Annotated in this window: 18 protein-coding genes and 2 pseudogenes; 13 read left to right on the top strand and 7 right to left on the bottom strand. The window is 29.2% G+C overall.

Going from position 1 to position 16,968, the window contains the following annotated elements:
- The first annotated feature begins 42 nt into the window (after positions 1–42).
- The 5 genes from B3W71_RS10535 to B3W71_RS10515 all read left to right on the top strand — a co-directional run bounded on the left by B3W71_RS10535 (position 43) and on the right by B3W71_RS10515 (position 5,021).
- Positions 43–1,194, top strand: a complete 1,152-nt coding sequence (locus B3W71_RS10535; protein WP_346888888.1) for a sensor histidine kinase — start codon at positions 43–45, stop codon at positions 1,192–1,194.
- A gap of 2 nt (positions 1,195–1,196) precedes the next feature.
- Entirely contained in the window at positions 1,197–1,835 is a 639-nt protein-coding gene (locus tag B3W71_RS10530; protein WP_346888887.1) for a response regulator transcription factor, read from the top strand.
- Positions 1,836–1,920: 85 nt separating this feature from the next.
- The gene (locus B3W71_RS10525) at positions 1,921–2,856 is read left to right on the top strand and encodes an ABC transporter ATP-binding protein (RefSeq protein WP_346888886.1); all 936 of its coding nucleotides are present in this window, start codon (positions 1,921–1,923) and stop codon (positions 2,854–2,856) included.
- 12 nt (positions 2,857–2,868) lie between these two features.
- A complete protein-coding gene (locus B3W71_RS10520) occupies positions 2,869–3,963 on the top strand; it encodes an ABC transporter permease (RefSeq protein ID WP_346888885.1) in 1,095 nt (364 codons plus the stop codon).
- Positions 3,954–5,021 carry an ABC transporter permease gene (locus tag B3W71_RS10515; RefSeq protein WP_346888884.1) on the top strand — a complete coding sequence of 356 codons (1,068 nt, stop codon included), beginning with the start codon at positions 3,954–3,956 and terminating at the stop codon, positions 5,019–5,021. Before B3W71_RS10520 ends, B3W71_RS10515 begins: the two co-directional genes overlap by 10 nt.
- A 345-nt stretch (positions 5,022–5,366) precedes the next feature.
- On the opposite strand, the gene B3W71_RS10510 is transcribed toward B3W71_RS10515, so the two are convergent.
- Genes B3W71_RS10510 through B3W71_RS10500 form a run of 3 tightly spaced genes read right to left on the bottom strand, consistent with a single transcriptional unit; the run spans position 5,367 to position 10,781 of the window.
- Positions 5,367–8,006, bottom strand: a complete 2,640-nt coding sequence (locus B3W71_RS10510; protein WP_346888883.1) for an acyl-CoA reductase — start codon at positions 8,004–8,006, stop codon at positions 5,367–5,369.
- A gap of 22 nt (positions 8,007–8,028) precedes the next feature.
- The gene (locus tag B3W71_RS10505; RefSeq protein WP_346888882.1) at positions 8,029–9,147 is read right to left on the bottom strand and encodes an acyl-protein synthetase LuxE; all 1,119 of its coding nucleotides are present in this window, start codon (positions 9,145–9,147) and stop codon (positions 8,029–8,031) included.
- Entirely contained in the window at positions 9,144–10,781 is a 1,638-nt protein-coding gene (locus tag B3W71_RS10500) for a GNAT family N-acetyltransferase (RefSeq protein ID WP_346888881.1), read from the bottom strand. Before B3W71_RS10500 ends, B3W71_RS10505 begins: the two co-directional genes overlap by 4 nt.
- Positions 10,782–11,098: 317 nt before the next feature.
- Here B3W71_RS10500 and B3W71_RS10495 point away from each other — a divergent pair.
- From B3W71_RS10495 to B3W71_RS10485, 5 genes and pseudogenes are all read left to right on the top strand, one after another.
- Positions 11,099–11,305, top strand: a pseudogene (locus B3W71_RS10495) (cupin domain-containing protein); the annotation flags it as partial.
- 246 nt (positions 11,306–11,551) lie between these two features.
- A complete protein-coding gene (locus tag B3W71_RS10490) occupies positions 11,552–11,779 on the top strand; it encodes a hypothetical protein (protein ID WP_346888880.1) in 228 nt (75 codons plus the stop codon).
- A 291-nt stretch (positions 11,780–12,070) separates the two neighbouring features.
- Entirely contained in the window at positions 12,071–12,223 is a 153-nt protein-coding gene (locus tag B3W71_RS19305) for an IS66 family transposase (protein ID WP_414632018.1), read from the top strand.
- A 230-nt stretch (positions 12,224–12,453) separates the two neighbouring features.
- Entirely contained in the window at positions 12,454–12,684 is a 231-nt protein-coding gene (locus tag B3W71_RS19300; protein WP_414632019.1) for an IS66 family transposase, read from the top strand.
- The gene (locus B3W71_RS10485; protein ID WP_346888879.1) at positions 12,629–12,805 is read left to right on the top strand and encodes a hypothetical protein; all 177 of its coding nucleotides are present in this window, start codon (positions 12,629–12,631) and stop codon (positions 12,803–12,805) included. The genes B3W71_RS19300 and B3W71_RS10485 overlap by 56 nt, the downstream gene beginning before the upstream one ends.
- Positions 12,806–13,022: 217 nt before the next feature.
- On the opposite strand, the gene B3W71_RS10480 is transcribed toward B3W71_RS10485, so the two are convergent.
- The 3 genes from B3W71_RS10480 to B3W71_RS10470 all read right to left on the bottom strand — a co-directional run bounded on the left by B3W71_RS10480 (position 13,023) and on the right by B3W71_RS10470 (position 13,911).
- Positions 13,023–13,241 carry a group II intron maturase-specific domain-containing protein gene (locus B3W71_RS10480; RefSeq protein WP_346888891.1) on the bottom strand — a complete coding sequence of 73 codons (219 nt, stop codon included), beginning with the start codon at positions 13,239–13,241 and terminating at the stop codon, positions 13,023–13,025.
- A gap of 251 nt (positions 13,242–13,492) precedes the next feature.
- On the bottom strand, positions 13,493–13,678 hold the full coding sequence (locus B3W71_RS10475; protein WP_346888878.1) for a reverse transcriptase domain-containing protein: 186 nt from the start codon (positions 13,676–13,678) through the stop codon (positions 13,493–13,495).
- On the bottom strand, positions 13,642–13,911 hold the full coding sequence (locus B3W71_RS10470) for a hypothetical protein (RefSeq protein WP_346888877.1): 270 nt from the start codon (positions 13,909–13,911) through the stop codon (positions 13,642–13,644). The genes B3W71_RS10475 and B3W71_RS10470 overlap by 37 nt, the downstream gene beginning before the upstream one ends.
- A gap of 704 nt (positions 13,912–14,615) precedes the next feature.
- Here B3W71_RS10470 and B3W71_RS10465 point away from each other — a divergent pair.
- From B3W71_RS10465 to B3W71_RS10455, 3 genes and pseudogenes are all read left to right on the top strand, one after another.
- Positions 14,616–15,431: an endonuclease/exonuclease/phosphatase family protein gene (locus tag B3W71_RS10465; protein WP_346888876.1), complete on the top strand. Its 816-nt coding sequence runs from the start codon at positions 14,616–14,618 to the stop codon at positions 15,429–15,431.
- A 576-nt stretch (positions 15,432–16,007) separates the two neighbouring features.
- A pseudogene (locus B3W71_RS10460) lies at positions 16,008–16,220 on the top strand (response regulator); the annotation flags it as partial.
- 145 nt (positions 16,221–16,365) lie between these two features.
- Positions 16,366–16,539 carry a hypothetical protein gene (locus B3W71_RS10455; RefSeq protein WP_346888875.1) on the top strand — a complete coding sequence of 58 codons (174 nt, stop codon included), beginning with the start codon at positions 16,366–16,368 and terminating at the stop codon, positions 16,537–16,539.
- A 68-nt stretch (positions 16,540–16,607) separates the two neighbouring features.
- Here B3W71_RS10455 and spoVAE read toward each other — a convergent pair whose 3' ends face one another.
- Entirely contained in the window at positions 16,608–16,961 is a 354-nt protein-coding gene (gene spoVAE, locus B3W71_RS10450; protein WP_346888874.1) for a stage V sporulation protein AE, read from the bottom strand.
- Positions 16,962–16,968: the final 7 nt, after the last annotated feature.

Genomic DNA, 16,968 nt, shown 5'->3' with positions numbered 1-16,968 from the left:
CATATAACTTAACAGAACGAAAATATATATTAGGAGAGTATTATGGTAAAGAGTAAAGAGTTATTGTTAATGAGATATATATCATTTTGTATATTAACCTTTCAGTTGTTTGTGGAAGTTGAAAATAAGAGTATAATAAGTCTAGTTTTCCTTCTATTATTTATTATAAATAATCATTTGAGAATATTTTATTTAGAAAAAGAGAGAAATGTTATTTTATCAATAATAATAGAGTTAGCAGTTATACCATTGGTACAATTAAATTTTGGAGGAACTATTATTTTTTACTTAATAGGGGTATCCATAGATTTGTTTGCTTTGAAAAATAATATAGTTAAGTATGGAATAGGACTTATAATTTTATTTATTGGGATTTATCCGAAGTTTAGTGGACCCATTGAAGATGGTATTATTAATTTTGTTTTGCTTGGATTATTTTTTATTCTTTTAAGCTATATATCTAGACTTTATAGTACTAAGGTAGAAGCTCAGCAGCTTTATGATAAGCTTAGGGTTTCAGATGAAAAGCTTATAGAAGCTAATAAAGAACTTGAAGGATATGTAGAATCCATTGAGGAATTAACCCTATTAAAGGAAAGAAATAGAATATCAAGGGAGATTCATGATAGTGTTGGACATACTTTATCTACTGCTATGATTCAGTTATCTGCTATGGAAGCTATTGCTGAAAAAGAAGATAGTTCTATGAAGGACATGGTGGGAAATTTAAGAGCTTTTATTAGTGAAAGTTTTCAAGATGTGAAGAGAGCTGTAAGGGAGTTAAAGCCTGATGAATATGATAATTATCAAGGGATTTTAAGGATTCAAGAGGCATGTAAAAACTTTGAGAAAATGTCTGGAGTTCAGGTTAAAGTCATTATATCAAAGAATGATTGGAATTTATCAACTAAGCAGATTAATCATTTATATAGAATGACCCAAGAGGTTTTATCAAATTCTTTAAAGCATGGTAAGGCAACTATGGTTAAGGTTATTATGAATTTTGCAGAGGATGAGTTTGTAATATCCTTTAATGACAATGGTGTGGGAACAGATAAAATTGTGGAAAGTGGACTTGGGCTTAGGAGTATAAGAGAAAGAGCAGAGGAAATAGATGGTTTAGTGGATATGAAATCTAGTGAGGGTAATGGATTTTTTGTTAAGGTTATAGTACCAAGGGAAGTAGAGGTGTAGACATGGAGAAGATTAAACTTTTAATTGTAGATGATGAGAAATTAATAAGAGAAGGCTTGAAAGTAATGCTTTCATTTTTTGATGATATTGAAGTTATTGGAATAGCTGAAAATGGATATAAGGCTTTGGAAGTTTGCAAAACTTCTGATGTGGATGTTGTTCTTATGGATATAAGAATGAAAGTTTGTGATGGTGTTATGGGGACAAGACTTATTAAGGAGCAGTTTACAAAGATAAAGGTCATAATTCTTACCACCTTCAAGGACAAGGAGTATATCCAAGAAGCTATGAGGTATGGGGCTTTTGGCTATATGCTTAAGGATAGTTCCCATGATGTAATCTATGAAGGGATAAAGACTGCATATAAAGGTAATATGGTAGTTCATCCTGATGTGGCTTTAGAAATGATGGGAAGTAATGGAGCAATTAAAAGTGATATAGATAGGTATGGACTTTTGGAGAAAGAGATTAAGATAATAGAAGCAATAGCTAAAGGATTGACCAATAAGGAAATTTCTGAAGAATTGTTTTTATCAGAAGGAACAATTAAAAATAACATTACTAATATACTATCAAAGTTGAAGCTTAGAGATAGAACACAGATTGCAATTTTTGCTTTTAAAAATGGAATAGTGACTTAAGTCATTTATATAGTGACCTTAAGTTATGGTTATCCCCCTGGGAATATCTTATTATAATAGTAAGATAAGTCTAGGGGGTAATTTTATGAGCATTATAAAAGTAAAAAATATAAGCAAAAGATTTAATGATAAGTTAGTTTTAGATAATATTAGCTATGAAGTAAAAGAGGGCGAGATATTTGGATTTATCGGACCTAACGGAGCAGGTAAATCAACTTTAATAAATATTATGACAAGCCTTTTAGCCCCAGATAATGGGACTATTGAAATATGTGGATATGATATTTTAACGGAGCCAATTAAGGCAAAGGAATGTATGGGCTATGTTCCACAGGAGTTAGCTTTAATGGGGGATCTTAGTGCTTATGATAATTTAGAGTTCTTTGGAGCTTTATATGGACTAAAAGGGAAACTTTTGAAGGAAAGAATAGCAGAGGCACTTAAGGTAACTGGTTTAGAGGAAACTAGAAAGCAAAAGGTTAAAAAGTTTTCAGGGGGAATGAAGAGAAGATTAAATATTGCAGTATCAATTTTACATCATCCAAAGGTTTTAATACTAGATGAACCTACCGTTGGCGTAGATCCACAATCAAGAAATCATATATTTTCTTTCATAAAAAATATATGTAAGGAGTGGGGTACTACAGTAATTTATACTTCTCATTATATGGAGGAAATTGAAGAGCTTTGTAAGAGAGTATTTATAATAGATTTAGGGAAAGAAGTATCCTATGGAGATAGAGAAGAGATTAAGGCTTCAGTTTTCTCAAACAATAAGGTAATTATTGAAACTCAAGAGATAAGTGGAGAAACAATAATGAAGTTAAAGGATGTAGAGGGAATCGATAAGGTATCAGATAAGGATAATGTACTTACTTTAACTATAGATTCAAAGTTTAAGCTGGCTAGTGTACTTTCTTTATTAGAGAAAGAAAGCGTTAATATAAAGAAGATTAGCTATGAAGAAGCAAGACTTGAAGATGTATTTTTATCATTAACAGGAAAAACTTTAAGAGATTAGGGGGAAGATAATATGAAGGCATTATATTATGTAAAAACTACCCTTAAGGGTATGTTTGCAAATGGAGTAGTTACCATAGCATCTTTTATCTTATTTCCTATTTTACTTGCTTGCTTTATGGCGTTTGTTGGAAGTATGAATGATGAAAACCCTCTAAAGCTTAAAGCATTAAATGTTCAAATTATTGATAAGGACAATACTGAAACATCAAAAAGATTGGTGGAGCTACTAGAAAGTGATGATTTGAAAGAAGTTGTAAGTATAGTAGATAAAAAGCCAGATGTGGAATTAGTAATAAAAGAAGGATATGAGGAAAATATTTTATCTTTAAATAAGGGAGATATAATTATTAATAAAAAAGTAGAAGGCATGGGAATGTCTACTGATACTTTAAAGATAATTTTAGATAGATACCATCAGAGCTTATATGTATCTATAGCTGGTGGAAATGTGGAGAGTTTAGATAAAATCATGGAGTCATCTGTAATTGAAGATATCACAATAGATACCTTAAAAACTAATAATCCTTATGAAAAAATATCAGCATCTATGATTGGATTTGTAGTTACCATACTTATACTTACTATGATTGAAAGTGGATATTCAGATATTAGCATAAATTTAGATAAAAGAATTAATGCGACTCCTATAACAAAATTGCAATGTCTTTTTTATGATACTATAGCTTTGACAGTATATGTGTTTATAATAATCAGTGCATATGTAATTTTCTTTAGAGTAGCTGGATTAAGTTTTAAAGGAAATATTTTAGATCTAATACTGTTAATATTAATGGGAACTATGTTGGTAGTATCCATGTCTAAAAGTATATCAACTATATTTGGTCCTAAGTATGGAAAAATAATAGGATCGATAATATTTATATTGCCATTAATAAGTGGGGAAATATTTACTAGTGAAGGAAACAAAATTGCATTACTAACGCCAACACATTATTTAAATAATGCATTTAATTTATATAATTTAAATGGAAATTTAGAAGGCTGTGGTAAATGGATATTAATAATATTCACGATGTCAATTATTATATACTCTGCAGCAGTAATTAAAGAAGTAATTCAGGGGAGGAAAAAGGTATGCGCTTAATAAGATTAGTATTAATTAATATGAAAAGACAATTAAAAAGTCCATTTATGTTACTAATGACCTTAATATTTCCTGTTGTTATGATTTTAGTTATAAATGGTGGAGGTTTAAGTAATGGATCAGAAAGTATAGGGATTATAGATAAAAGTAATTCAAATCACTCTACTGAGGTTATTGAAAGGTTAAGTGAAGAATACTCCATAAGTACACTAGAGGGTCAGATAGAAGATAACTTTAATTTGCTTAGAGAAAATAAATTAGGTGCAATTTATGTTATAGATGATAATTTTCAAGATTTATTAGATAATGGAGAGCTTCCTAAAATTAAGTGTTATAGAGTTGAGGCTGCTAGTGGCTCTATAATGGCAGAAGATATTATAACAAACTATGTATCTGGAGTTGTTGAGGAAGAGGTAAGTGAAGGGCTAAGCACAAACTCTACCATTGCAGTTATTGTAGATGAAGAAGTAGACAGTAAAGATGACTATAGAATGACTGTATTAATGATATGTTATTTTATGATGATGGGTGGTTCTGTAATTGCCGGAGAAATAATTAAACTTAGAGAGCAAAAGGTACTAAAAAGAACCATAGCAACTAGTAATTCAGATGTAACTATTTTAGGTAGTTTATTTATTTCATCCTTTATAATTCAAGGAGTCTTAAGTTGCTTAGCTTTTATAATTTTAACTATCTTATTAAAGCTTCCTAACAGCAATATTCCTCAAGGAATACTGATTATATTCCTAGGTAGTTTAGTTACAACATCTATTATTGTGGCAGTAACAAGATGGATTAGAAATGCATCCTTAGCAAGTCTATCTACAGTTGTTTTTGGACTGGCTACCTTTGGTTTAGGGATTTTTGGATCAGAGCTAGATTCATTTGAAAATATTCCAGAAATAATAACTAGAATTAGTGTAATATCACCATTTACATGGTTATTAAAAATAATAGATACAGGCAAAATTATTATTCCTATTTTGATTATATCTCTAATGGCTATTGTGTTTTTCACAGCAGGGAGCTTTAGGTTGAGGGAGTTTGTTAAGGAATAGGCTGGAGTTAATAGGATGAATATTAGAAAAAGTGCTGATCTTTGTGGGATTGAGCACTTTTTTCTTTGCTTTTAATTTCTATGTGAAAGGGTAAAAGATATATTTTATCAAGACAAGTGGGATATTATAGTGAAGCTGGTATCGAGAGCTAAACTATAGTGAAGCAAGTGTAGACTAAATTTAGAGAGAAAGTCCCCATACCGAAGTTTGATTGAGGTATGGGGGCTTTTTAAATAAGCTGATTCAACGAGGTTTAAGGATTTCAACTTATATAGTAAATATTTATGAAATCACAGCATGGCATTTTTAGATATACTGTGATTTTACCTTAGAGTAAGGAGTCTTTTACAATCGATTATCAATGATTTTTCGAATTTTACCAGTTCTAGATACTCTTTCTATGGATAAAGGGTGAACAAGTTCTACATTAAAATCTTTTATTAGATTTTTCTCACGGTCAGCACTGATGCATTTAATTTGGTGCTCCAATGAGCTTATTACTTTACTCTTTAAATTATCATTCAGAGAAATTTTATTATCTTTAGTTTCAATTTTGAAAGACACTGATCTCATTTCTCCAATGTTATTCACTGTTATTTGAAAAAATGGTGAGACTTCTTCAATATCTTTTAAAGCATCATAGACATCATTAATATATATGTCCGAAACATTAAAGCGTATTAAATCATCAGTTCGTGACAACAACCTAAATTTCTTTGATGTTCTTTTGCAAGAGCAAGGCTCATCAATCCATTCAATATTGTCCCCGAGTCTATATCTAATTATAGGATGTAGAAATCTCTTTAATCCAGTTACAAGAACATCACCATTTTCATCATGTTCAACATAGCACCAATTATCCATTACATGGTGTTCTGTACCAGAGCAACATTCACATTGAAATCCAATAGGTCCAATTTCTACAGCTGCATACCCAAAGGATGCAATTTTACTACAATTGAATATTTTTTTTACATATTCTTGAGCTTTGAAAGACATATGCTCTCCAGCATAAAATATTTTCTCAAAACTTATGGACTCATTAAGCTTTTCTACTTCTTGAGCTAGTAATACTATGTTTCCAGGAAGACTTATGAGCACGTTAGGGCTAAAGGTTTTTAGATATTGAATAGTTTCTTTTTCAGGCTGGTTTGAAGTTAGTGATAATATCCTACAGTTAGTTTCTTCCAATCCCTCATTTACAGCAGTGAAAGCAGTCCATAGAGCACCAGATTTCATATAGTTTACAACAAAATCATTTTTATCAATTCCTACGGCTCTAAAACCTTGTCCAAATACTTGTCTAGATTCTCTAAACTCTTCATTTGAATATGCAACATATTTCATCTTTCCAGTGGTACCTCCAGCTGAGAAAGTATAGGAATTATTTGCTGGAGCTGTAAGCATATCAAAATTTTTGTCTATGCTATGATCATATATATGCTGCTTTTCAAGAGTAGGAAGGTTTTTAAATTTATCTAAACTTTTTAGAGGAAATGTAATATCCTTATACAATTCTTTGTAGAAAGGAGATTTTAAAGCTTCATTGAGTAATAGATTTAATCTTGAAAGTAATATTTCATCTTTCATGCTAGTGCTAGTATATTCTACACCTAGGTCATCTATGGAGATATCTTCTTTGTTTATAAAATGTACAAGTAAGTTTATAAGATGAAATCCATCATGAGGAAAACTTTCATCTGCATTTTTACACATGAAACCAGGTTTACAAAATCTCATTACTCCTAGGTGCATAAAATCTTCCATTATATCTTGAATATTCGTATCACATGCTATAGCAAGTGTAGACATATAGTATTTTAAAGAGGAAATATTGCTAGTTAAAACATCCTTATAATTGTCAATAATATTAACATATATAGTCCTATTTAAAGGGCTATCACATACATTGTTTGTTCTTTGAACAATTATGGTATGATTAGCACTGGTGCCCTCTAATACTAAACCGTCATTATTAAATTCTGACCAATTAGCTAATTCTCTCTTTTTTCTGATCTCTACGGCAGAGTCTATATCTAATGTAGTTTGAGGAAATTCCATTCCTTTTTTCTCAAGAGCATTGTATAAAAGACTTACAAATAGATTCAAATTTTCACTTTCTTCTATAAATATATTTTGACAACTGGTACATGCTCTTTGCTCCCAAAGCACTATATCATCTGCAAACCCATCAGCAATGGACTGTAGATTACAAGGTTTAACATCCTTTGTAATCAACCCAAAGCTTATTTTAGGACCAAAGGAATATAGCTGAGTTTTAGGGGAAAGATTATTCTTATAATGAGCTACAGAATCTTCTCCACCGAATAGAAGAATTGCATCAAAACTATTTTTTATTATTTCATCTACAGAATGATTACTACTTTTCCAATAGGTAATACATATATATGGAGTAATTATACGGTCACTATCTGCTTCACACAAAGCCTTAAAAAATAGGCTTGGAAATAAAAAATCTTGGCTTGATACTTTTAGAATATTTAAGTTCTTTGTGATAATTCCCATAACTAATGAATCAATAGAACCTAAAAATATGTTTCCTGCAGCAATATGGAGAATACTACCCAAAGGTACAGTTCTAGTAACAATACCATGGTGTCCTTTTGTAAAATTATCCAAGCTGTGATAATCTCCAAGGGATTTTAAACGCTGCTTTAAAGAAGGGATACTAAGCATTTCTTTCAAAGCAATTAATCCAAGTTCAACCATAGAAGGTGAATAATTAATTAAAGTAGGCAATTTGTATAATAATTCTTTATAATAAGATTTTTCTTTGTCACAAATTAAATAAGCTGTTTTTTCTAAGACATATAATATTTTATCTATGGGAGTATGTGAAAACTCTCTAGATTTTGTGTTTAAGATATTTTCATCAAAATACTCTTTGGCTAATGATGAAGTTATTTCGCCATTAAGGGCTAACTCATTTCCCCAAAATATGTGTTTAAAATCATTTAAATTCATTAGTAAACCTCCTTAAAGTTATTTATTTGTTTAGTATTTCTTGAGCAGCAATAGCACAACCTTTATGTTTGCTTATGCCACCACGACGTATATGAGAAATATAATCACCCTTTAAACCACATGGGCAGTCTTTCTCTATTATAGCTAAATCTGTAGATAAAATTGAAAGACTAGGTTGTGCAGCGTTATATGGAGTAATAAGTTGAAGGAGACCTTCTTCGCCATAATCTTTTTTCTTAAGAGAGATGGGATCAACGGCAGCTATTCTACTGTAGATAGGTGCATGTAGATGTCCTTTACTACAAGAGCAATATGGAACTCCATGTTCTGCCATTCCATAGGTATCTCTAATATTTTCATGTTTTAGCCCAATATTAGATTCAACATAATTCATAAATTCTTTAAGAGTCATACTTTTACCCAAATGATTTTTCCAACCTCCCCCAGCAATAATAAATGAATCTTCATGCACTGTAATTTTTTTATACTTAACTTTAATGTCTTCAATCATTTTATACATAAATGAAGGAAATCCTAATAATCTTACAGGTGCTTCACTACTAAGCTTAACGAAGATATCTGCCCATTTTTCACTATCAAAATAGAATTCATTTTTTTCATTATCCCATTCAATCATCCAATTTATAGATAAAGCAGGGGCTAAACTTAAAATTTGTTCATCACTCCAACTAGTTCCAACATTTTCAGCATTTTTTATGTCATAAGAGAATAAGAAGTAATGCACAGGAATCTTACTATTAAAGCCTATAGATTCAAAGGTATTTTTAGATAATGCGTCAAGCCTATCTAAAGAAGTTTTATCTAAAAACAACTGAGTTTTTTGTCCGTTAGTTCCAGAACTTGTTAATGTAAGTTTAATGTCTTCTTCCATAAAATTGCAAAAGCTATTTATTTTCATAGTTCCAACAAATAAGCTTGGAATTTTAAATACATCTTCAACCGTTGAAATGTCTGATAAATAAAAACCTCTTTTTTTACATAAATGATTTATATAAGGCTGATTTTCAAGTTGAAAGTTATAGTCCTCTGTAATAGCATTTAAAAATAGCTTTTCCGTATCCTTTGAAAAATCAAAAGCATTCTTATAATTACACAGTTTGTCCATATTATTAAAAATCATATACTTAACTTCCTTTCACTACTGTTATAGTCATATTGCTTAATGTAATTTATAAGATTACTTCCAATTATAGAATTAGAAGCAATCTTTTTAAAATCAATATCATCGTTAGTGTACTGCAGTATTATTTCATCATTATATCCATCGCCAGGCATAATTCCAGAAAAAATAAATCCTAGAGATTCAAGATATCTTGTTATATATGCAGTACTTTTATTGCATAGCTTCAAATAAATAAATATTGTCTTATTATTTTTTAATAATAATTTATTTATCTCATCAATTAATTTTGTACTACCATCAATACTAAAAGAATTAATATGAATTATTCCAACAGAATAATCAGCATTGGTACAAGCTAATGAGGTCTTAGAGGAATCAAGTTCATTTTGGTCTTTGGTGCTTTTAAATTTAATTTTTATACCTAAATTGTTATATAGTTGATTTACGATCTTCTCGTGATGTGCTGGAATATAGGCAATTTTTTTTCTCTGCTTTTTCATAGGCCTATATTTAAGTATTAGGCTTTCTCTATCTTGTATCTCACCGCAAATATTATTAAATTTGAGTGGTGTTATTCTAGATAGAAGTAATGCACAATCCTTAAAACCATATTTTGATGCACACCTTTGAGAGTAGGTGTGACTTGTTACTGTAAGAACGTACAGTCCAATAGCACCTAACTTTTTACCTTCATTAATTGCAAATTCAGTTAAATAATTAAGGTGACCCATACCTCTAACAGAAGGATCGACAAAAGCATGTGATAATTCTAAAACATAAGGATTAGAACCATATTCTAAGGATACATGTCCTAAAACCTTATTATCATAATTCATAGATATATATGAAATTAACTTTTTTTCTAAATTCATCTTCATTAAGGCATTAGCATCATAAATGTAGTTATGAATATATGAATTTCCATAAGTTCTGTATGCACACTTTGTAATTTCTTCAGCCTCAGCACATGTTTCAAGTTTTTTTATATAAAAGCCATCATACTCACTAATACTCTTTTTATTAGAAGAATTAAATTTATTAAGTTTTGGTTTAAAGCTAAGTAATAGAGTTATAAAACTAGAGCCCCAAAATGTAAAAATACCAAGGTATCTAACCCAACAAGGGAAAGTGCTTAGTACAACTTTAATTAGCGATGAAATTAAAATTAAAATATGAGAAGCAAAGAAGTTAAATACATAGAATACTATAATTAAATAGATCATAGATTTGTTATTGTATATGAAAGAAAATTCGCTTTTAAAGTTGGTTTTATTGGAAACGATTTCATATAATGGCTCAATTTTAGAATCCATAGATAAAATTAATAGTAATGAAATAAAATTAATATCGGTTAAATCTTCAAGCTTAGAGTTAACTGATGATTCAAATAGGGAAATAAAGGAGTAAACTATAAAACATAGTATATATAGCATTGTTATTGAAAGAGAATTGTTACTTAATAGTACAAATGCAAATATTATAAATATAAATATTAATTTAAAGAGATAAGCTACAAAAACACATGTTTTTTTATTAAGTTTATCTCGGATAGGAGAGATAAGTCTACCTAAAAAAAGTTTTTGAAAACATTTACACACATATGTTGGATGTATTGTTATATTGTTATGCATTGTATCACCTCAAATAAATGAAATTATTTTAGACCAACAATGAGTATTATAATACCTCTAGATGTAAAAATCAACAAACTTACTTAAATTTTTACAGAATGTTATAAATTCTAAGGACTTTAGGGTGAAATATGGTTTTTTCTGATAGAATCAAGATCTTATAACTAATTTTAATAAGGAGAGTTATCACTTTTTATGTACAATAATTTTATGAAGTAATGTATTTATAAATATCTTTTCTTACAGGAGTAATCAATTGATATTTAATTTCTACAGCTGCTTTATTAGTGTTTTTCATAATAAACTGGACATGAGAACATCTACAAGTTACCTTGGTGAGCATCAATATTTGTGATGATATAGGTTTAGAAGTTCATCCAAATGTTGATCAGTTCATACGTATTGAAGAAGGGCAAGGTCTTGTTAAAATGGGAAGAAATAAGGAGAGATTAGATTTTTAAGCAAAAGTCTATGATGATTTTGAAATCATGATAACTGCTGGTACATGGCACAATATTATTAATCTAATTTATTATAAAAAAAATTTTAGATAAAGCCTATCATTTAGAGGAATTAACTAATCGGTTTTTTGATATTACGAGATTTAATCTTCAAGAGATTCCATTAAGCAAAACAAAAATTGACGGAGAATTCTTCTTACAACAGATAACGGATGAGTTCTATCCATTGTATATACTAAAAAATTATAGATAAATTTAAATGTATTGCCAACCTTAAAATTATGGTGATGGTAATCTTTGGGCGAGAATTTGAATAATGTTTTAAAAAATTCTATCAGTTATATTAATAGAGATTCTGTTATTAAAATTGTAGGTAGAGAAGAGCCTAAAATAACTAGTATAACTGTGAAAAATGATGTGGATAGCATATGTGATCATGAACTTAAACTAATATTTTCAAAATTATACCAAAGTGATAAAGTAAGAAATCAATCATCATGGTTGGATTCGGACTTGCTATTGCCAAGGAAATTGTAAAGCGGCATGGCGAAACATTAAAGGCAGAAAGTGTAAATGGGCATACAACCTTTAGCATTCATTTACTAAAATCTTTATAAAATCTATATAAAGCATAAATAAACATTTGTTCAATCATTGATAGACTAATGATGAGACAAAGGTTTATTTATTTTTTAGAAGGACTAAAAACAGAATTAAAGAATCAAGCAAAAAGAGAATCTGATTTAATAGAACTTATCTACATTTGATTTAAAAATAGGATCATATTCATAATAATTAGTGATTCTACATAAAAGCTAAAAATCATTTTTGAAAAAGAAAAAGAGGCCACTTTTTCAGCGATCTCTAACTAAATACCCAATTATTTTATATGACTATCAAAAGACACGCTCGAGTTCTTGTCCGAAGGAGTTTCTAAAAGGTTTTTCAGATTATTTGCAAACCTATGGATACGCTGGGTAGAATAGAGTTGAAGATATTAAAAGATTGCATTGATTAGCCCATGCCATGAGAAAATTCCATGAGATAATAGTAAACTTAGATGATGAAGCCGTAAAAAAATCTAGAGCAATTATAGGGTTTAATTTTTGCGAGAAACTTTATAAGATAGAAAAAGAACTTAGGTAAGCCTATGGTGATAAAGAAGATTTCTATAAAAAAATATATGAAGTAAGTCTTGAGAAAATAGTTCGCTGCTAGATGCTTTCGAAGAATATGTAGAAAGAGAAATTAAGGATCCATTCCCCAAAAGTCTACTTGAAAAAGCATTAGATTACACTAGAAAACTTTTACCAGATATGAAAACTCTTTTAGAAGATGGTGCTTTAGAAATAGACAATAATGGCTCTGAGAGAGCTATAAACCCTTTTGTTATCGAAGGAAAGAATTGGCAAAAGTGCAAAATCAAGTGCCTTGATATATAGTATAATCGAAACTGCTAAAGCTAATAATTTAATAGTTGAAAAATATATAGTATATTTATTTGATATATTATCTAAGGATGAAGTTAAATTAAAAGAAGATATTCTAGCTATACTACCTTGAATGAAGACCATTCCTTCGGAAGTAAAGATTTTAAATCCAAATAAAAAGTAATATTGAAATTTACTCCCAGTAGAGAGCTACGCTGCTTTTTGCTGGATAGGTTCGCTTAGCAATAATTTTTAAAATCAAGACGTAGAATTGTTGAGTAGATAAAGGAAATTTCACCCCAAACCTCTCACAGAACCGTACGTGAAAGTCTCCCTTCATACAGCTCTTATTATCCAATCGTTGGTACTATATCAATCTGCCAGTGGCAAAATAGAGTTGGTCTTGCTTTAGCAATATTAGCTATAAATTTATAAGCTCTCCTATTACTCTTTCTTACTCTTTTATATTTTCGCTTAACCCGTCTTATCAATGTTAAATTAATATAATATAAAACTTTCCTTGCTTCACCTGCACAGTATTGTGAAAAATAATTTGTCCATCCTCTTATTATTGGATTTATTGCTTCAGCTAGTTTTTTTTGTTTCCTTCTTTAATTCTCTAATCTTTTCCCTAAATTTCTGTGATGCTTGTTTACTCACAGCGGGCGTAAAAGCATTAAAGAAATTTCCGTATTTACTTTTTATATACTTTCTTCTGAAAGTGTATCCTAGAAAATCAAAAGATTCATGTTCATGTCTTCAATTAAATTTATCACTTCTGCAATATACTATCATTGTTTTATATGGATGTATTTCAAGTTTACATTCTTTTGGCTTTCCTTTTAAGTGATTCAATAGTTTCTCTTTGAAAATGAATAACAGCATCATCTGCATATCTTACCCATGGGCTATCTGGATGATTTATTTCAAAAGCATAATGTAAAAATAAATTTTCAAGAATAGGACTAATTATTCTACCTTGAGGTGTCCTGATTCTCTTTTGCATACTTCTACCTTTGGCTCAAGTTCCATTCTAACTATCATTTGAGCAATTCTATATTCTGTAGTAGTTATTCCTAACAGTCTCTTGTTTCCATTTTTCCTAGGTATTTTAACATCTTCCACTGCTTTCAGAAAATATGTTCCTGAAGACGTTATATTCCATAACTTTTGATTACAGCACCTAAAGGTAGTTTGGAATCTACACCTGAATGTCGATTCCGAGGGGCCTTCCCTCATATCTTATAAAGCATGAATTGGCTATTAAGCCATATTAAGGACACACTTTGACGCTTGCCAATTCTTCTGAAAATTTCACGTTGAGATAGTCCTTCTCTTAAATAATCCAATATAATTTCTTATTTTTCCTTTAAATTTATCACCCTCACACAACCTTTATTACACATAATATTTGTTAATAACATGTGTAATAAAGGCTTGTAAAGTTCTATGTGGAAGAATTTTCAATTATTTATTGGTATATAATTAGTTTGTGTTAAACAATAGTATTAAATGATATTAAATAAAATAAGAGTACTATTTAAATTAATAAGAGTCATGAACTAATCTATCAACCAATTGCTTCCTATACTTAATCTTTTCTACTTGCATTGCAATTAATGAATAAAGCATTGGCTTAATATTATAGCCCTTAGGGCCATGAGAAGCGTGAGATTTGTTCAAACAGCTTACTAAAGGATTAAAATTCAATTTTGAGAATCATTTCTAATTTTGTAGCTGGTTGAGTTTTTATAATTTCATCAAAGGATAAAAAGCTTTCTTATTGAATATAAATAAGTGTTCACCACGTTGATTTGTATTTGGTTGTACTTTACATATTCGACATTTGGGGTGAACTTTCCTTTTCGAATTTAAAAAAGCTTGGAAAATCAACGTATATAAAATATGAAATTTACTCAGTTATGTGAATTATAGGAGGTAATATGACTTATCAATATCAAATTTCTTTGTTTGATAAAGAATATGTTAAACTTAAAGCAAATGAAAAAAAAATTAAAATATTGTTTTGGAATATTCAAAATCCATCATATGAAAGAGCTAAAAAACAACTTGAATGGATGTACAGTTTAAATGTAGATGTATTTATATTAACAGAAGTTAAACTATCAAATGGATTTTATTACATTAAAACTGAACTTGAACAATTAGGATATGAAATTGTATTTAATAGATCTGAAGAGTATTTTACTGTCATAGCAATTAGGGAAATAAAGTTTATACAAAAAGAGTTTTCTATAAATGTAAAGTCCCAAAGAATAGCTATGATTGAAATGGATACTTTTGTTGGAAAAGTAACATTAATTGGCGCATATATTCCCGCTAATGGTTTTGAGTTTAATAAAATAAAAGCCAAAAATGAATTTCAAGAAAAATTTTTAGATAATATTGTGAAATTAATGAAGGATAACTTAAATAATAGTGAATTTATTATTGGTGGAGATTTAAATATTCTTGAACCAGGACATAATCCAAATTATCCTGAATTTATTAAATGGAATTATTTTTATGAAGGATTAACAAAGTTAAATTTAAATGATGCTTTTAGAGTGTTAAATCCTTTGATGAGTGGATATACGTGGAATCAGAGAAATGAACCTCAAAGATTAGATTATATTTTTATTACAAACAAAATAATTACATATGTAGAAGAATGTATATATATTGACAAGCCACGTGAGGAGAAATTAAGTGATCATTCAGCTCAGCTATTAATATTAAGTGATAAAAATAAACAATAATGATATATTTATTTTGAAAAGGACGATAGTACTGACATGGAGAATAGAAATTTTATTGTTATAGAGAGTGTAGATTCACAAGTGAAAAAAATTAGCAACTTATTTAGAAAAAATTTTTAATATAAAATATATTAAAAGAAAAGAAATTCCTAAAGAAGATGAATTATAGCTAGCAGAATTTAAAAAAGTTAAAGATTTGATGTGGCCCAAAAATGATGCTGAAATAGGACATTTATTACCATTAGAATATTGGATAGGTGTTCAATCAATTTGGTATACTTTAAAGTCAAAATATATTAAAGAATATGAAATAAAGAAAAATAATATACTAATTATTGCATTATGGTTAAATTACCATATTTGAGACGAAAAAATTCATTAGATATTAATGATGAGTAAAGTTAAGGGTAAACACACGACAATAGGTGAATATTCAGATATGGTAAAAAATTATTTGTTTTTAAAAGCAGACATATTAACCTTATATATTCAAAATATTGGAAGTGAAATGTAGAACTTTAAAATAATTGTTAAAATTAATAAAGAAATAATAAAAAACAATTAGAGAAACAACCTTATCTTATTATTTTAGACTTAATGCTTCTATATATTGATGGACTAAGCATTTTCAAAAGTATTCGTAAAAAATACTATTATCCCATTATTATGATTACAGCTAAGAATGCAGATCAGGATAAAATATTAGGTCTAAGTTATGGTGCTGATGATTATATTACAAAGCCATTTAATCCATTAGAAGTGATTGCTAGAGTAAAGGCACAATTAAGATAATATAAAAAATATACTGAAAGCATAACTAATACGGAGAGGATTTATCATAGAGGGCTCACTTTAAATCAAGAAAGCAAATAAGTAAATATTAATGAAAAAGAGATTAAGCTTACACCAACTGAGTTTAAAATTCTAGTAGTCAATGTATGATTTAAATATAATAGGTAAAAGTGTACCAAGAAAAGAATCTTTAGACAAAGTAACAGGTGCAGAAAAGTATACAGATGATTATGAAGCCACTGGACTTTTACATGCAAGAATGGTAAAAAATCCCTATGATCATGCAAGAATAAAGGCTATTGAATATGAAAATTAACTAATAAAACCCATAACAACAAGAAATATGATGTTATGGGTTATTTTGAAAAATATTTTTTTATATGCTTAACCTTTTGGTTTAAATACCATGGCAGAAATAAACCCAAAGACTATTGCTGAAGAGACTCCTGCACTTACTGTCTTTAAAACACCAGTAAATATTCCTACAAATCCCGTTTGCTCAGCCTCAATTATAGCCGCTGTTACAAGGGTATTTCCAAAACTACTTATAGGGACAAATGCTCCAGCACCTGCGAATTTCACCAAAGGATCATATAGACCAAGTCCTCCTAAAATTGCACCGATTACAACTAGTGTGCAAGTTGTGTGTGCAGGAGTAACCTTCAAAGTATCCATTATAAGTTGCCCGATAACGCAAATTAAACCACCTACGATAAATGCAAAAATAAATTTTTCCATAACTTAA

Source organism: Clostridium sp. UBA1056 (assembly GCA_002316385.1).
Lineage (GTDB): Bacteria > Bacillota > Clostridia > Clostridiales > Clostridiaceae > Clostridium_J.
Note: the sequence above shows the minus strand (reverse complement) of the source record. Positions and strands in the feature narration are given on the sequence as shown.

Bases quoted from the DNA above. Each gene is read 5' to 3' on its own strand.
- B3W71_RS10535 (WP_346888888.1), top strand. From the start codon at position 43: ATGGTAAAGAGTAAAGAGTTATTGTTAATGAGATATATATCATTTTGT.
- B3W71_RS10530 (WP_346888887.1), top strand. From the start codon at position 1,197: ATGGAGAAGATTAAACTTTTAATTGTAGATGATGAGAAATTAATAAGA.
- B3W71_RS10525 (WP_346888886.1), top strand. From the start codon at position 1,921: ATGAGCATTATAAAAGTAAAAAATATAAGCAAAAGATTTAATGATAAG.
- B3W71_RS10520 (WP_346888885.1), top strand. From the start codon at position 2,869: ATGAAGGCATTATATTATGTAAAAACTACCCTTAAGGGTATGTTTGCA.
- B3W71_RS10515 (WP_346888884.1), top strand. From the start codon at position 3,954: ATGCGCTTAATAAGATTAGTATTAATTAATATGAAAAGACAATTAAAA.
- B3W71_RS10510 (WP_346888883.1), bottom strand. From the start codon at position 8,006: ATGAATTTAAATGATTTTAAACACATATTTTGGGGAAATGAGTTAGCC.
- B3W71_RS10505 (WP_346888882.1), bottom strand. From the start codon at position 9,147: ATGATTTTTAATAATATGGACAAACTGTGTAATTATAAGAATGCTTTT.
- B3W71_RS10500 (WP_346888881.1), bottom strand. From the start codon at position 10,781: ATGCATAACAATATAACAATACATCCAACATATGTGTGTAAATGTTTT.
- B3W71_RS10475 (WP_346888878.1), bottom strand. From the start codon at position 13,678: ATGCAAAAGAGAATCAGGACACCTCAAGGTAGAATAATTAGTCCTATT.
- B3W71_RS10470 (WP_346888877.1), bottom strand. From the start codon at position 13,911: ATGAGGGAAGGCCCCTCGGAATCGACATTCAGGTGTAGATTCCAAACT.
- B3W71_RS10465 (WP_346888876.1), top strand. From the start codon at position 14,616: ATGACTTATCAATATCAAATTTCTTTGTTTGATAAAGAATATGTTAAA.
- B3W71_RS10455 (WP_346888875.1), top strand. From the start codon at position 16,366: ATGTATGATTTAAATATAATAGGTAAAAGTGTACCAAGAAAAGAATCT.
- spoVAE (WP_346888874.1), bottom strand. From the start codon at position 16,961: ATGGAAAAATTTATTTTTGCATTTATCGTAGGTGGTTTAATTTGCGTT.